Genomic DNA, 13,797 nt, shown 5'->3' on the forward strand with positions numbered 1-13,797 from the left:
TGATTTTTTTATAGTTAGCGTAAAACGTTTTCTGCAAGATTGATGTAAAACTGTGTGGTTGTTACCGTTTCATTACAATTGGTAATTGTTTTTAAATGATCTGTTAAAAAGTGCTGATGTAAACTTCCTTCAACAATTGTTGAAACTAGTGATTTTGCATATGGATAATCGGGATTTACCTCTTTTACAATGGCAACAATCCTATTGATAACCCTTTTGTAAATTAAGAAAAAACCTTCTTTGTTTTCCTGATCAACTTCTTTAGTATGAAGTGTTTTTGTAAATTCAGCAATTATTATCTTGTTTAAAACAGCTTCATTTATATGATCTGTTGCAATGTCATCTGTTATTTTTTCAGTAACTAATGTGATGGCTTTTCTTAGTTTTTCATTTTTATCTATAATGTTGGTCGTAGTAAATACTAATTTGTACTCGATCCAGCTCCAATACCAAGAAGATAAATAAACTAAGAGTTTATGCTTGTTCTCAAAATAACGATAAATCGAACTTTCGTTTGATCCTATTTTTTCTCCTAATTTTTTAAATGTAAAGTTGTCAAAACCAATGGTGTCGATAAGAAGAATACTCTGTTCGATTATTTTTTTTCCCAATGCAGATGTTTCGGGATCTTTTACATAGATCTTTTCGTTTATTTGGATTTTTAGATTTGATAGTATAATTTCCATAAAAATTATTTTAAATGCAAAGATAATAGTATTACTATTAATAAAGAATGTTTGGCTTTTATTTTTGCAAAAAAAAAGCTGCTCTAAATCAAGAACAGCTTTTAAAAAATTATCTAAACGGAGTTTACAGTAATGAAAGACAGGTCATTGCATTTGGTTGTGGTACTCCCATTAATTCTAAAATAGTAGGAGCAATATCTCCTAAAACACCATTTTGAATGTTTTTCAAATCCTTATCAACTAAAATAATCGGCACTGGATTTGTTGTGTGTGCGGTATTTGGACTTCCGTCAGGATTAATCATTGTTTCGCAATTTCCGTGATCGGCAATTACAATTGTAGTGTAATTATTTGCAAGAGCAGCTTCGATAACTTGTTTTACACAAGCATCAACAGCTTCGCAAGCTTTGATTGCAGCACTCATAATTCCAGTGTGTCCAACCATATCACCGTTTGCAAAATTCAAACAAACAAAATCTACTTCGCCTTTATTTAATTCAGGAACAAGTGCGTCTGTAAGTTCATAAGCACTCATCTCTGGTTGTAAATCGTAAGTAGCTACTTTTGGTGAGTTTCTTAAAATACGAGATTCGCCTTCAAAAGGAGTTTCTCTTCCGCCAGAAAAGAAAAATGTTACGTGAGGATATTTTTCGGTTTCAGCAATACGAATTTGTTTTTTGCCTGCTTTTTCTAAAACTTCACCAAGAGTTTCAGTAATATTATCCTTGTTGTAGACCACTTTTACATTTTGGTATGTTTCGTCGTAGTTTGTAAGTGTAACGTAATACAAGTTTAACTTGTGCATGTTTTGTTCGTGAAAATCTTGTTGTGATAACGCTTCAGTAAGTTCACGTCCTCTGTCAGTTCTAAAATTGAAGAAAATAACAACATCGCCTTCTTCAATTGTTGCAAGAGGTTTTTCGTTTTCATCAACCATAACGACCGGCTCGATAAACTCGTCTGTGATGTTTTTTTCATAACTTTCAAGAACGCTTGCAACTGCATTTTTTGATGGAGTTCCAACTGCGTTAACAACTAGGTCGTAGGCTAATTTTACACGTTCCCAACGTTTATCACGATCCATTGCATAGTAGCGGCCAATGATCGAAGCGATTTTTACAGGAGTGTCTTTAATATAATCTTCTAAATCATGAATGTATTTAGCTCCAGATTTCGGGTCAACATCACGTCCATCAGTAAAAGCGTGTACGTAGACTTTGTCTAAACCATATTCTTGCGAAGCATCGATTAAACCACGTAAGTGAGAAGTATGCGAGTGAACACCTCCGTCAGAAACTAATCCTAAAAAGTGTACTTTTTTATTGTTTTCTTTAGCATAAGTAAAAGCGTCAATCAAAACTTGTTCTTTAGCAAGTGTTTTGTGGGCTACTGCTAAATTTATTTTGGCTAAATCCTGATACACAATTCTTCCGGCACCAAGATTCATATGACCAACCTCGCTGTTTCCCATTTGACCTTCAGGTAAACCAACGTTTAAGCCGTCAGTACGAAGTTGTGCGTTTGGGTAATCTTTATAAAGGCTGTTTATAAAAGGAACATTTGCATTGTCTATTGCAGATACTTTAGGGTCAGGAGATTTTCCCCAACCATCTAAAATCATAAGGATAACTTTTTTGTTCATTACTTTTTGTTTTTTACAAAGATAAGTCATTTCTAAAATTTGCGTGAAAGCATCGATACATTTATGGTTAATAAAATGAAGCGTATTAAAAAATAATAATTTAATTATAGAAGTCTTTATTTTTTAAAATTAATTCACACTAAGGTCTTTTTATGAACTTTATTTTGACAGCATCAAAGTGTTGAAATGGTGTGTCGGCTTTTAAAATGAAGATTATATTGTGATTTTTTGTAAAATCTCTTTATGTTTTGTTTTGAAATTTGCCTTTCTGATAACTAGCAGGAAAGGGTTTAATTGTGTTTTCTTTAAGAATTTCGGCGGGAAAGTTTGTGTTTTAGAGGGAAGTAAATATCTTACAGGAATACCTTTTTTTATGTTAATTATGTTAAAATTTAAACAAAAAAGGCCTGATTTTCAGGCTTCTATTTTGACGACTGTAAATAATTTATATTTTTGCCGTACCCAAATTTTTTATTAACCTAAAGAAATTCAATGATTTACAAAATTTATCCACTGCTTGTGTTTTTATTATTATCTTTTGGAAAAGATTCAAAAAACACACCCGAACTTAAAAATGCAACGACTAAAACCATTGCTAAGGTTGAAAAGAACCTTACAGTTGAGGCAAAAATCGAAAATATTTATAAAACATTAGATACTAATAATTTTAATGTTCCGGAACTTAAAACTTTTACCGAAGCTTTAAAAGGTTTTTACCTTTTGAAAGAAAGAGGGATTGTTCAAAAAAACATTTTAACATTAATTGATTTTAGTTTGTCATCAAATACTAAACGTTTGTGGGTAATTGATATGACGACAAATAAAATTTTGTTCAATTCGTTAGTTGCACATGGTCGAAATACGGGAGAAGAATTTGCATCAGCGTTTTCAAATATAAACTCATCGTTTAAAAGCAGCTTAGGGTTTTATGCTACTGGCGAAATTTATCGAGGAAAACATGGGGCTTCATTACGTTTAGATGGTTTAGAAAGAGGTTTAAATGATAATGCTCGCGAAAGAGGGGTTGTAATGCATGGTGCTGATTATGTGTCTGAATCGTTTATTAGAGATCATAAAAGATTAGGCAGAAGCCAAGGCTGTCCTGCGCTTCCAGTTGAATTGACAGATGAAATAATTGAAACAATAAAAGATAAATCATGTTTGTATATTTATCATCCATCAAGAAGTTTTACGATGGAGGAGAGGCTAATTTCTTAGTTTAGCATACAAATCTAAATCTAGATTATAAATATCAGCTCTAAAAATGAGCTGATTTTTTTTGCTCCAAGCGGTCCAGTACCATTGGTACAAGGCATATTTTTTGGTGATTTTTGCGCTGGTTGTCTTTTTGGAAGCAATTATCGTGTCGATTTTCTCTTTTGAAAACTTTTCAGAATCATCCAAAATATGCTCTGCCAATTCCAGTGGATTTTCAACACGAACGCAGCCAGAGCTTAAAGAACGATTGTTTCTTCCAAAGTAATTGCGATGGTTTGTGTCATGAAGATAGACGCTGTGACGATTTGGGAATAAAATTTTCATCAATCCTAATGAATTATTATAACCAGGACTTTGTACATAACGGTAATTATGAGGTTTGTTTTCGTTCCATGCGGTTGGCTCCACTTTATTTCCAGCGGTATCATAAATTGTGATGCTCTTATTAGCTAAATAATTTCGATTGCGTTTCATTGCAGGAACGACATCTTCTTTTAGAATTGTAGGAGGAACTGTCCAAGTTGGGTTAAAAACAACAGTTTTTAGGACCGATGTAATAATTGGTGTTTTTCTTTTACTGGTTCCAACGACAATATTTCTTGATAAAATAGTGTCTTGATTCTCGACAACATCTAAGCTGTAATTCGGAATGTTGATAATGAAGTATTCTTCGGCTAAATCAGTAGGGAACCATCTCCATCGCTCTAAATTGGCAATAATTTGCTGTTTTCTTTTTTCTTTAGAATAGTTTAAAGCATTTATAGTTCCTTGTCCTATAACTCCATCGGGAGCAAGGCCGTGTCTTTCTTGGAATTTTTTAACTGACTCAAATGTCTTTTGATTATAAATGTTTGTCAGGCTGTCTTTTCCTGACATATCATTCCAGAATAAAAGCCTTTTTTTTATGTTTATTAAAGCAGAATTGGTATCATTTAAAGTGATTTTTTCAAGAGATTGAATGTTTTTGATTTCATCATCAGGAAAGGTTTTAATGATTTCTAATGCTTTTAATAGCTGCTTATAGGTTTCTGATTTAGGTTGAATATTATCAACAATACTGTCTAATTTGTCTTTGTTAAAAGCTTTAATTAAAACATTGTTAACATCAAATGTTTTCTCGTCTAAATCCCAGTCTGTGTATATTTTTTTAGGATCAAGTTTGCCTTTGTAAAGATGATTTAGGTATTTTTCAAAATTATAAGTCAGTAATATATCATAAGTAGCCAAGTCAGAATCGCTCAGAGAGCTTATCTTGCTTTCGAACTTTTTTAATCTAGATGCTTTATAGTCTTCGGGGTCTAATCCTAATTCATCTGATTTTTCTAATTGTGATAATACGTAACTTCTCTTTTTTAAATTTCCCCAGACCGTTTTGTTCTCAGAAGAGTTGTAGAATTGTTTTAAAGTTTCGCTTTTAAAAGTACCAATTAGTGCAGTGTCAATTTGAACCGTTCTTTCATCAGTAAGTATGATTGCCGGCGTTTTTTTTACGACAACAGGTGTTGTTTTAGGAGTGTCTTTTTTACAACTAATCAAACTGCATAGTACTAATAAAAGGTAAAATTTTCTCATTCTATATTTTTTTAAACATCAAATAATGTTCTCCAACGTCTTTTATTTCAAATGGTTCGCCAAGAGCTTCATAGTTCATTCTTTTGTAAAAACCTACTGCTGCGGTTCTAGCGTTAAACCAAATTAAATCGACTTTGTTTTGTCTGCAATAATCTTCACAATGTTTTACTAAAGCTTCTCCGAAACCTTTTTTTTGGTAATTCTCTAAAATTGCCATGCCTCGAATTTGACCCTGTAAATTTTCGGCAAATATAGGGTTGGATTTAGTAAATAATGAAATAATTCCTGTTAAATTTTCGTTTTGAAACAAACCAAAATGATGAGTCGTTTCTAAATCGTCTCCCTCAAAGATGCAGCTTTCTATAGGTTTTCCTTTTCTTAAAACTGGTTGACGTACAATATAAGTTTCTTTTGATGGGATTTCTTTGATGATATTCATGATTTTTGAAAAATAATTGTTTTTATAACTTTTTAATTTTAAATATGTTATAATTAAATATTGATTTTAGTTGATTTTTTTTGCGAAAAAGCTTGTTTTGAACTTAACTTATTTTCTATATTTGCACCACAGTAATGCGAAAGTAGCTCAGTTGGTAGAGCTCCAGCCTTCCAAGCTGGTTGTCGCGAGTTCGAGCCTCGTCTTTCGCTCTAAAAAACCGAAATTTAATCGTTTCGGTTTTTTTACCAAAATTAAATAATTTTTTGATTTTTATTTTTTAGAATGATTTAATTGTTTATATTTGCACCCTGTTAATGCGAAAGTAGCTCAGTTGGTAGAGCTCCAGCCTTCCAAGCTGGTTGTCGCGAGTTCGAGCCTCGTCTTTCGCTCTTCAAAAGCCTCAAACAATGTTTGAGGCTTTTTTTTTTTTTTTTTTGAACCATATAAGTTATGTAAGTAAAATAAGTTTTTTTTTTGAAAAGCTTTATTTAAATGGGCTTATTTAACTTATAGGATTCAAAAGATTAATTTAAATTACTCAAATCGCTTTCGGTTTCTAGTTCTGTCGGCGTTTCGTTTTGTATAAATAAACGAGCTTGTAAACTTCCTTTTAAGGTTATTTTTTCGCCTTTTACTTCCAGCCAGCTGCCTTCTCTTAAACCTAAAACCGGAATTGAGTTAAAAGCATGAAACTCCTTGATTCTTGTTTCGCGCGTTTCTCCCATATGTTTAGAGTTTAAATCGGGATCCAAGTAATGTGGATTTAAGTTGAATGGAATTAGTCCTAAAGTTTGAAAACTTGGCGGATAAATAATTGGCATATCGTTAGTTGTCTGCATAGACAATCCGCAAATATTGCTTCCCGCGCTTGTTCCAAGATATGGAGTTCCGTTTTTTACTGTTTCAGCAAGTAATTGCATAATGTTGTTTTTGTACAATTGTGTAACAAGTAAAAAGGTGTTTCCTCCGCCTGTAAATATTCCTTCGGCATTTTTTAGGGCGTTTTCAGGGCTTTCAAATTCATGAATTCCTTGCAGTTTTATATTGATTGATGCAAAAGCCTGTGCTGCTTTTTGTGTGTATTCATCATGAGAAATTCCGCCGGGACGTGCATACGGAATAAATAAAATGCTTTTACAATTTTTAAAATGTACTTGTAATGTAGGTAATAAGTATTCTAAATAGCTGCCTTCGTGTAAAGTAGAGGTGCTTGCAATGATAATGCTTTTCATAATTTTTAAACTCTGATTTTGTATGTTAAAGGTATTAAAAATCTAGCTTTGTGAGTGTGTTTAACGTTGGTTAATTAACATATTTTTACCAAGTCATTAATATTAAATTTGGAATACATTAGGATATTTTTACCTTTTTAATAAAATTCTAAGTTTTTTTATTTTGATTACAAAAGTTGTCTGTTTTTTTGTTGCTGTTATGAGTCAAAACGTGTGGTCTCAAAATCAAGAACGCTCTGTTTTGAATGGAAAAATTATGGCTAATACCAATGATTTGGAAGGTGTTTATGTTGTAAATGCACAAACAGAAACAATGACTGCTACAGATGTTTCTGGTGCTTTTTCGATTATGGCAAAAGCTGATGATACGCTTGTTTTTTCATCTATACAATTCAAAGAAAATAGAGTTTTATTGTCTGCTGCTGATTTTACAGATTTAAATTTTACAGTAAAAATGAGTATGGTGATAAATCAGCTGCAAGAAGTAGTGGTAAAAAGATACGATAGAATAAATGCTGTTTCTTTAGGGATTGTTCCTGAGGGACAGAGAACATATACAAGTGCCGAAAGGAAATTGAGAACTGCTTCGGCTTTAGATGCTACTGCAAATGCGGGAACAATGGCTGGAGGTTCAATCTCTGCAGATCCTTTACTGAATATTTTTTCTGGTCGTACGGCTATGCTTAAAAAAGAAGCGATTGTAGAAAAGAAAGAGGCTTTTATGAGACTTTTGGAGAATATGTTTAGTATGGATCATTTTGTTAACAGGTTGAAAATTCCGTTAGACTATGTAAAAGGGTTTGAATATTATGCTGTGGATAATGAAAGATTTACAGCTATTTTGAATTCGAAAAATAAAACTTCTACAGAGTTTTTGTTAGGTGAGCTGGCGGTAAAATACAAAGAAATAATTGCAAGTGAACTTAAGTAATACTTTATATATAACCTTTTTTATGTGCTTTGTTCAAATTTGTTTTGGGCAAAATGGCAATGGAAAAGTAATTTTAGGACAAATATTTGAGCAGTCTACTCCAATCGGGGGTGTAAATATTATCAATAATGATACACAGATTGCAACTGTTTCTGACGATGATGGGCGTTTTTCAATTTCGGTAAAAGAAGGAGATGTTTTGGTGTTTTCGGCAGTAAATTTAGATCCTGTAAAACGTCGGATTACAATTGCTGATCTTGGTTTGAGTTTGCTTTCGATTAAAATGACTGCAAAAGAAATTGAGTTAAAAGAAGTTGTGGTTAATGATAATTACGGTATTACGGCTGAAAATTTAGGAATCGTACCGCATGGGCAAAAAACGTACACGCCTGCTGAAAGAAAAGTGTATACCGCAACCTCTACGTCGGTAGATAAGATATTGAACAGTATTTCGGGGCGGACTGCAATGCTGAAAAAGGAGATAAGTGTTGAGAAAAAAGAGATGCTTTTTAGAAAAATAGAATATCTTTTTGAGGAGAACTATTATACTGAAAGATTAAAAATTCCAGTTAATGATATTAAAGGATTTCAATTATTTTGTGTAGATGATACTGAATTTGCTGTATCTTTGAATACTAAGAATAAAACAATGAGCATGTTTTTAATTACTGATTTGGCTCGAAAATATCTTATAATCCTTGAAAATGAAAAATAAAATTACAATTGTTGTTATCTGCTTGTTTTGTCAAGTAATGTTTGGTCAAAATAATTCTAGAACCTCTTTGCATGGTCAGGTTGTTAACGGATCGCTAGCTATAGAAAGCGGTTATGTTATGAATGTAAATGCCAAAATTAGAACATTTATTGGTTCTGGCGGGTTGTTTGATATTATGGCAAGACCTAAAGATACGCTGTTGTTTACAGGTTTAGCTTTTCAGTCAAAGAAAATTGTTTTGACAGAAAAAGATTGTGCTCAAATTCTTTTTTCAGTTCCATTAGATTTAGTAAGTAATGAATTGAAAGAAGTTTTAGTTCGAAAAGATTTAAAAGTTAAAGCTTTTCAAGGCGGAAACTCACAGGCTCTTGTTGATATGCAGTTTGAAGATGATAAGCAGTCTACAGCAAAGAATACTGTAATGTACTCTGATCAAACAATTAAATACGGAACTGATTTCGTTAGAATATTTAAGGATGTTAAAAAGCTTCTTTCGAAAAATAAAGAAATAAAAGAAGAAGTAATATCTGATATTGCTTTTGTAGAATATTCTAAATCCAATTTTAAATCAGATTTTTATACGAAAACCCTTGGCTTGAAAGAAGATGAAATTGATTTGTTTTTAATGTATTGTTCTAATGATCCTGAATCTAAAAGGCATCTTAAGCCAGAAGAAAAATTTGAATTGATCGATTTTATGATTAATAAAAATAAGGAGTTTAAAAAGGTGAATTCTCCGCAATAATGAAAAAAAGGTTCGTTTATCCTTTAATAGGGATATTATTTCTTTCGCTTTCAGCTTTTGCCTTTCATAAGTTTTATGTAGGTGTTTTTCAGGTTGAATATGCGGCAGAAAAGAAAATGATTCAAATTACATCTCGAATTTTTATTGATGATTTGAATAATGGTATGGAGAAAAAGTACCATAAAAAAACATTTGTAGGTACAGAGCGCGAAACTCCTGCCGATGCTGATTTGCTTAAAAAATATCTTTCTGAAAACTTTACGATTAAAGTAAACGGACAAACAAAACCAATTGCCTTTTTATCTAAAGAGGTAGAAGGTGATGTTTTGGTGTGTTATTCGAGAATAAAAGATGTTGAAAAGTTTAAGACAATCGAAATTGTAAATACCATTTTGGTCGACTGGAATGCTGAACAGCAGAATATTACACATATTACAGCATTTGGAACTAAAAGGAGTGTACTTTTTACAGGATCTTCAAGGAAAGAATTGTTAAAATACTAATTTATAAGTTAAATGAGTATATTAATTATTATTTTCACACCCAGATAAAATTACCATTAAATTTTCATGAAAAAACTTTTATTATTATTAATTTTTCCTGCTATGTTAATTGCTCAGGAAAAAGGAGCGGCACCTAGACAGCAAGGCAAATACGATACAAATAAGTTTAGTCAGATGTACGATTTGCTGGCAACACCCAATATGTTTCGTACAGCATCTGGTGCACCCGGACCAGCATACTATCAGCAGCAGGCAGATTATAAAATTGATATTGAATTAGACGATAAAAATTCAAAATTAAGTGGTTATGAAACGATTACTTATTCTAACAATTCGCCAGATAGTTTAGAGTATTTATGGGTGCAGTTAGATCAAAATCAGGCTAAAGCTAACACACAGACTTCATTGGCTGAAGGTGAAAAAATTAATCAAGTTTTACCGCTTGAGGGCTTTTCTACTAAATATTTAAAGAAAAATTTAGAACGTGGTTTTAATATTGAACAAGTAAAAGATGTAAAAGGAAATGCAATGTCTTATACGATCAATGAAACTATGATGCGAATTAATCTGGTTTCGCCTTTAAAACCTGGAGAAAAAATTTCGTTCTCAATAAAATGGTGGTACAATATCAATAATTATAGAAAAGAGGGCGGTCGTTCAGGATATGAATTATTTGAGAAGGACGGAAACAAATTATATGTAATCGCACAATTCTATCCGAGAATGGCAGTTTATAATGATGTTGAAGGATGGCAGAATATGCAATTTTGGGGCGGTGGTGAATTTGCACTTCCTTTTGGAAATTTTGATGTAAATATTACGGTTCCTGCAGATCATATAATTGATGCGACAGGGGAATTAACAAATAGAAGTGAGGTTTTTACAGCAGAACAAGTTAAACGTTACGAACAGGCTCAGAAATCATTTGACAAACCTGTTGTAATTGTTACACAAGCCGAAGCCGAAGCCGCTGAAAAAGGTTTTTCTGAAAAGAAAAAAACTTGGAAATTCAGCGCTAAAAATGTTCGTGATTTCGGAATTGCATCTTCAAGAAAATTCATTTATGATGCAATGGCTGTAAAATTGAACAATAAAGTTGTAATGGCAGAGTCTGTTTATCCAAAAGAATCAAATCCGCTTTGGGGAGAAACTTCTACAATGACCGTTGCACATACTTTAAGAAGTTATTCATCACATACTTTTGATTATCCTTATCCAAAAGCAGTATCAGTTTCTGCAGAAGATCAAGGTATGGAATATCCGATGATTTGTTGGAATTATGGGCGTCCTGATGAAAACGGGGTGACTAGTAAAGAGGTTAAAAACGGAATGATTGGTGTGGTTATTCATGAAGTTGGCCACAACTTTTTCCCTATGATTGTAAACTCAGACGAGCGTCAATGGACTTGGATGGATGAAGGTTTAAATTCGTTTTTAGAATATTTGGCTGAACAAGAATTAGATCCAAACTTTCCATCAAGACGTGGGCCTGCAAAGAATATTGTTCCTTATATGAGCGGCGATCAAAAGTTTTTAGAGCCAATTATGTCTAACTCTGAGACAATTCACCAGTTTGGAAATAACGCTTACGGAAAACCTGCAACAGGTCTTAATATTTTAAGAGAAGTTGTTATGGGAAGAGAGCTGTTTGATTATGCATTTAAAACATATGCAAACAGATGGAAATTTAAACACCCAACCCCTGAAGATTTCTTTAGAACAATGGAAGATGCTTCGGCTGTAGATTTAGATTGGTTCTTTAGAGGTTGGTTTTATTCAACTGATTTTGTGGACATCGGAATTAAAGATGTTAAACAATATTACGTTTCTGATACTCCAACGGCAGATATTAAAGATGTAAAAGTTAGAAAAGGTCGTTTTGGTTTTGAAAAAGGCCCTTTTGTGTATTTAGTTTCAGGAGATAATGCAGAGGTAAGTTCTTCAAAGAAAAAAGCATTAGATGTGGAGGATATTAAGCCTCTGGCAGATTATGTTGATCAAACATTTACGGCTGAAGAAAAAGCGAGCATAAAATCGCCTAAGTATTTTTATGAAGTTGAGTTTAATAAGCCGGGAGGTATGATTATGCCAATTCTTGTTGAAATAACTTATGAAGATGGTACAAAAGATAATTACAAATATCCTGCGCAAATTTGGAGAAAAAACAATGATACAGCTAAGAAAGTATATGCAGTTTCAAAAGCAATAAAAAGTATTCAGATAGATCCAAAATTATTAACTGCTGATATTGATGTAACGAATAATTCTTGGCCAAAAGTAGAACAAAAGTCAAAATTTGACTAAGAATAAAGCTAAAAGACTCTGAAAAGAGTCTTTTTTTTTAAGGAAATTTTAAAACGGCAAGCTGCAAAATTTAATATCTTTGTGGCACACAAAAATAAAAGTTATGTTTGGTATAGGAGGAGGAGAATTAATTTTCATACTGTTTATAGTTTTAATGCTTTTTGGTTCTGATAAAGTGCCGGAAATTGCTCGTACTATGGGTAAAGCAATGGCTCAGTTAAAAAATGCAACCAACGATATTAAAAGCGAAATTCAAAAAGGAGCTGAAGCTAATGGGCTTGACGCAAAGTCTTTGACTGATATAACAGGTAATATTAATGCACAGATAAATGATGCAAAATCAAATATATTAGGAGATACTGGTAATTTGCTTGGAGATACAGCAACAGAAATCGATAAAGTAAAAGAAGATATAGATTCAATTTCAGGACCAGTAAAACGTCAAAGATAATATGCTTGAAAAAATACAAGAATTAGATGTAAATTTATTAGTATATCTAAACGGACTTGGTTCTGAAACTTACGATAAACTTTGGCTGATTATTACCAATCAATTGTATTGGACTCCAATATTTTTATTAATGTTTTATCTTATTTATAAAAAAATAGGAGGAAAGCAAACTTTGTATTTACTGCTCTTTATTGCAGTTTTAATTGCATTTACAGATCAAACTACTAATTTATTCAAACATACGTTTCAGCGTTTGCGTCCTTGCAATAATCCTGATATCAATTCGATCATTAGAGTTGTTCAGGTTAGAAAATCATTCAGTTTTTTCTCAGGACACGCAGCAAACACAATGGCAGTTGCTACTTTCTTGTTTTTGGTCTTAAAACGCCATTTCAAGTATTTAGGCTTCTTGTTCTTATGGCCTTTAGTTTTTGCTTACAGTAGAATTTATTTAGGATTGCATTATCCAGGTGATATTCTAACAGGGTATTTCTTTGGAGCTCTTTTTGGTTTCTTGATTTATTTAGCCTACCGAAGATTAAAACCACAATATTTTCCAGGATAGTTTTTTTAAGGTTCTGAGTTTCTAAGATACTAAGGTTCTAAGTTTTCATAATCTTAGAACCTTAATTGTTTTTGAGAACAGTTCTTTCACTCCATTGTAATTCTGCAGGAAGCTCTTGTTTGCTAAATTCAATATGAATAACCCTTCTTCTTTCGTTGTTTGTAGTTTTGTTTGAAGCATGAAATAACAGAGGTTTCATTATCATAATACCACCTTTTTCAACTTCGCAGATTGTTTCTTTTTCATTTTCAAAATCCAGATTTTCAATTCTTAAAATTCCTTTTGAATGTGAATTATTGATGACTTTTAAAGCGCCATTGTCTTTTGTGGTTTTATCAATATGGATTCTGATTGTGAAATTATTTTCTAATATTTCTTTTGGAGGTTGAACTGCATATTGATTTTGTTTTACAGTCCAATTTTCAAAATTTTCAACATCAATTTTCTTATCCACAGAAATCGTTAAATCTTGATGATAAGCCACAAACCAATTTGATTTTTCAGGTTTGTCAAAATAAATTGATTTGGTTATGAAGTATCCTGTTCCAAAATTAGATTTAATAATCTCTTTTAAATTTTGATTGAAAATCAAGTCTAAAGTTTCAGGAATTTCTTTGTGAAATTGTCTGATCGCAAATAAATCTTGAGATTTTCTAAAAGTTGAAATGTTAAATTCGTTTTTAGTGGTATTTTCTATTAATGAAATCAATTTTTCAATTTCATTTTTAGTATAAATATTGTTTATTATTGAAAAACCTTCATTGTTTATCTGGTTTAAATAATTCATTCTAAAT

General features: G+C 32.1%; 14 protein-coding genes and 2 tRNA genes. 10 read left to right on the forward strand and 6 right to left on the reverse strand.

Annotated features, from left to right (window positions below; genetic code table 11):
• Positions 1-14: 14 nt before the first annotated feature.
• Together ACHRVL_RS20815 and gpmI are read right to left on the reverse strand one after the other, a co-directional pair.
• The gene (locus tag ACHRVL_RS20815; protein ID WP_395415262.1) at positions 15-686 is read right to left on the reverse strand and encodes a TetR/AcrR family transcriptional regulator; all 672 of its coding nucleotides are present in this window, start codon (positions 684-686) and stop codon (positions 15-17) included.
• 124 nt (positions 687-810) lie between these two features.
• Positions 811-2,328, reverse strand: coding sequence for a 2,3-bisphosphoglycerate-independent phosphoglycerate mutase (gpmI, locus tag ACHRVL_RS20820; RefSeq protein ID WP_395415263.1), 1,518 nt, complete (start codon positions 2,326-2,328; stop codon positions 811-813).
• A 492-nt stretch (positions 2,329-2,820) separates the two neighbouring features.
• On the opposite strand from gpmI, the gene ACHRVL_RS20825 reads away from it, so the two are divergent.
• Positions 2,821-3,546, forward strand: a complete 726-nt coding sequence (locus tag ACHRVL_RS20825; RefSeq protein WP_395415264.1) for a murein L,D-transpeptidase catalytic domain family protein — start codon at positions 2,821-2,823, stop codon at positions 3,544-3,546.
• Here the strand turns inward: ACHRVL_RS20825 and ACHRVL_RS20830 are convergent.
• The gene (locus tag ACHRVL_RS20830; RefSeq protein WP_395415265.1) at positions 3,535-5,118 is read right to left on the reverse strand and encodes a murein L,D-transpeptidase; all 1,584 of its coding nucleotides are present in this window, start codon (positions 5,116-5,118) and stop codon (positions 3,535-3,537) included. The two genes, ACHRVL_RS20825 and ACHRVL_RS20830, sit on opposite strands and share 12 nt — an antisense overlap.
• A gap of 1 nt (position 5,119) precedes the next feature.
• Entirely contained in the window at positions 5,120-5,557 is a 438-nt protein-coding gene (locus ACHRVL_RS20835) for a GNAT family N-acetyltransferase (RefSeq protein WP_395415266.1), read from the reverse strand.
• A gap of 136 nt (positions 5,558-5,693) precedes the next feature.
• Here ACHRVL_RS20835 and ACHRVL_RS20840 point away from each other — a divergent pair.
• Both ACHRVL_RS20840 and ACHRVL_RS20845 read left to right on the forward strand, forming a co-directional pair.
• Positions 5,694-5,766 (forward strand) — tRNA-Gly (locus ACHRVL_RS20840).
• A 107-nt stretch (positions 5,767-5,873) separates the two neighbouring features.
• Positions 5,874-5,946 (forward strand) — tRNA-Gly (locus ACHRVL_RS20845).
• Positions 5,947-6,081: 135 nt separating this feature from the next.
• On the opposite strand, the gene pepE is transcribed toward ACHRVL_RS20845, so the two are convergent.
• Positions 6,082-6,789 carry a dipeptidase PepE gene (gene pepE / locus ACHRVL_RS20850; RefSeq protein ID WP_395415267.1) on the reverse strand — a complete coding sequence of 236 codons (708 nt, stop codon included), beginning with the start codon at positions 6,787-6,789 and terminating at the stop codon, positions 6,082-6,084.
• 163 nt (positions 6,790-6,952) lie between these two features.
• Here pepE and ACHRVL_RS20855 point away from each other — a divergent pair, with 163 nt between their 5' ends.
• From ACHRVL_RS20855 to ACHRVL_RS20885, 7 genes are all read left to right on the forward strand, one after another.
• Positions 6,953-7,720 carry a carboxypeptidase-like regulatory domain-containing protein gene (locus ACHRVL_RS20855; protein ID WP_395415268.1) on the forward strand — a complete coding sequence of 256 codons (768 nt, stop codon included), beginning with the start codon at positions 6,953-6,955 and terminating at the stop codon, positions 7,718-7,720.
• Between the two features lie 22 nt (positions 7,721-7,742).
• On the forward strand, positions 7,743-8,435 hold the full coding sequence (locus tag ACHRVL_RS20860; protein WP_395415269.1) for a carboxypeptidase-like regulatory domain-containing protein: 693 nt from the start codon (positions 7,743-7,745) through the stop codon (positions 8,433-8,435).
• Entirely contained in the window at positions 8,425-9,180 is a 756-nt protein-coding gene (locus tag ACHRVL_RS20865; protein ID WP_395415270.1) for a hypothetical protein, read from the forward strand. The genes ACHRVL_RS20860 and ACHRVL_RS20865 overlap by 11 nt, the downstream gene beginning before the upstream one ends.
• On the forward strand, positions 9,180-9,683 hold the full coding sequence (locus ACHRVL_RS20870; RefSeq protein ID WP_395415271.1) for a DUF6702 family protein: 504 nt from the start codon (positions 9,180-9,182) through the stop codon (positions 9,681-9,683). The genes ACHRVL_RS20865 and ACHRVL_RS20870 overlap by 1 nt, the downstream gene beginning before the upstream one ends.
• 66 nt (positions 9,684-9,749) lie before the next feature.
• Entirely contained in the window at positions 9,750-11,987 is a 2,238-nt protein-coding gene (locus ACHRVL_RS20875) for a M1 family metallopeptidase (RefSeq protein ID WP_395415272.1), read from the forward strand.
• Between the two features lie 103 nt (positions 11,988-12,090).
• Positions 12,091-12,438: a twin-arginine translocase TatA/TatE family subunit gene (locus ACHRVL_RS20880; RefSeq protein WP_089054939.1), complete on the forward strand. Its 348-nt coding sequence runs from the start codon at positions 12,091-12,093 to the stop codon at positions 12,436-12,438.
• A gap of 1 nt (position 12,439) precedes the next feature.
• Positions 12,440-13,003, forward strand: coding sequence for a phosphatase PAP2 family protein (locus ACHRVL_RS20885; RefSeq protein WP_395415273.1), 564 nt, complete (start codon positions 12,440-12,442; stop codon positions 13,001-13,003).
• 61 nt (positions 13,004-13,064) lie between these two features.
• Here the strand turns inward: ACHRVL_RS20885 and ACHRVL_RS20890 are convergent, their stop codons facing one another.
• A complete protein-coding gene (locus ACHRVL_RS20890) occupies positions 13,065-13,790 on the reverse strand; it encodes a phytanoyl-CoA dioxygenase family protein (protein ID WP_395415274.1) in 726 nt (241 codons plus the stop codon).
• Positions 13,791-13,797 lie beyond the last annotated feature (7 nt).

This window comes from Flavobacterium sp. FlaQc-28 (genome assembly GCF_044007415.1).
In the GTDB taxonomy this organism is placed as follows: Bacteria; Bacteroidota; Bacteroidia; order Flavobacteriales; family Flavobacteriaceae; genus Flavobacterium.

What these genes read in the sequence shown, in the direction of transcription:
- ACHRVL_RS20885 (WP_395415273.1), top strand. Translation starts at nt 12,440, where the DNA reads ATGCTTGAAAAAATACAAGAATTAGATGTAAATTTATTAGTATATCTA.
- ACHRVL_RS20825 (WP_395415264.1), top strand. Translation starts at nt 2,821, where the DNA reads ATGATTTACAAAATTTATCCACTGCTTGTGTTTTTATTATTATCTTTT.
- ACHRVL_RS20860 (WP_395415269.1), top strand. Translation starts at nt 7,743, where the DNA reads ATGTGCTTTGTTCAAATTTGTTTTGGGCAAAATGGCAATGGAAAAGTA.
- ACHRVL_RS20870 (WP_395415271.1), top strand. Translation starts at nt 9,180, where the DNA reads ATGAAAAAAAGGTTCGTTTATCCTTTAATAGGGATATTATTTCTTTCG.
- pepE (WP_395415267.1), bottom strand. Translation starts at nt 6,789, where the DNA reads ATGAAAAGCATTATCATTGCAAGCACCTCTACTTTACACGAAGGCAGC.
- ACHRVL_RS20835 (WP_395415266.1), bottom strand. Translation starts at nt 5,557, where the DNA reads ATGAATATCATCAAAGAAATCCCATCAAAAGAAACTTATATTGTACGT.
- ACHRVL_RS20880 (WP_089054939.1), top strand. Translation starts at nt 12,091, where the DNA reads ATGTTTGGTATAGGAGGAGGAGAATTAATTTTCATACTGTTTATAGTT.
- ACHRVL_RS20890 (WP_395415274.1), bottom strand. Translation starts at nt 13,790, where the DNA reads ATGAATTATTTAAACCAGATAAACAATGAAGGTTTTTCAATAATAAAC.
- ACHRVL_RS20875 (WP_395415272.1), top strand. Translation starts at nt 9,750, where the DNA reads ATGAAAAAACTTTTATTATTATTAATTTTTCCTGCTATGTTAATTGCT.
- ACHRVL_RS20815 (WP_395415262.1), bottom strand. Translation starts at nt 686, where the DNA reads ATGGAAATTATACTATCAAATCTAAAAATCCAAATAAACGAAAAGATC.
- ACHRVL_RS20865 (WP_395415270.1), top strand. Translation starts at nt 8,425, where the DNA reads ATGAAAAATAAAATTACAATTGTTGTTATCTGCTTGTTTTGTCAAGTA.
- ACHRVL_RS20830 (WP_395415265.1), bottom strand. Translation starts at nt 5,118, where the DNA reads ATGAGAAAATTTTACCTTTTATTAGTACTATGCAGTTTGATTAGTTGT.
- gpmI (WP_395415263.1), bottom strand. Translation starts at nt 2,328, where the DNA reads ATGAACAAAAAAGTTATCCTTATGATTTTAGATGGTTGGGGAAAATCT.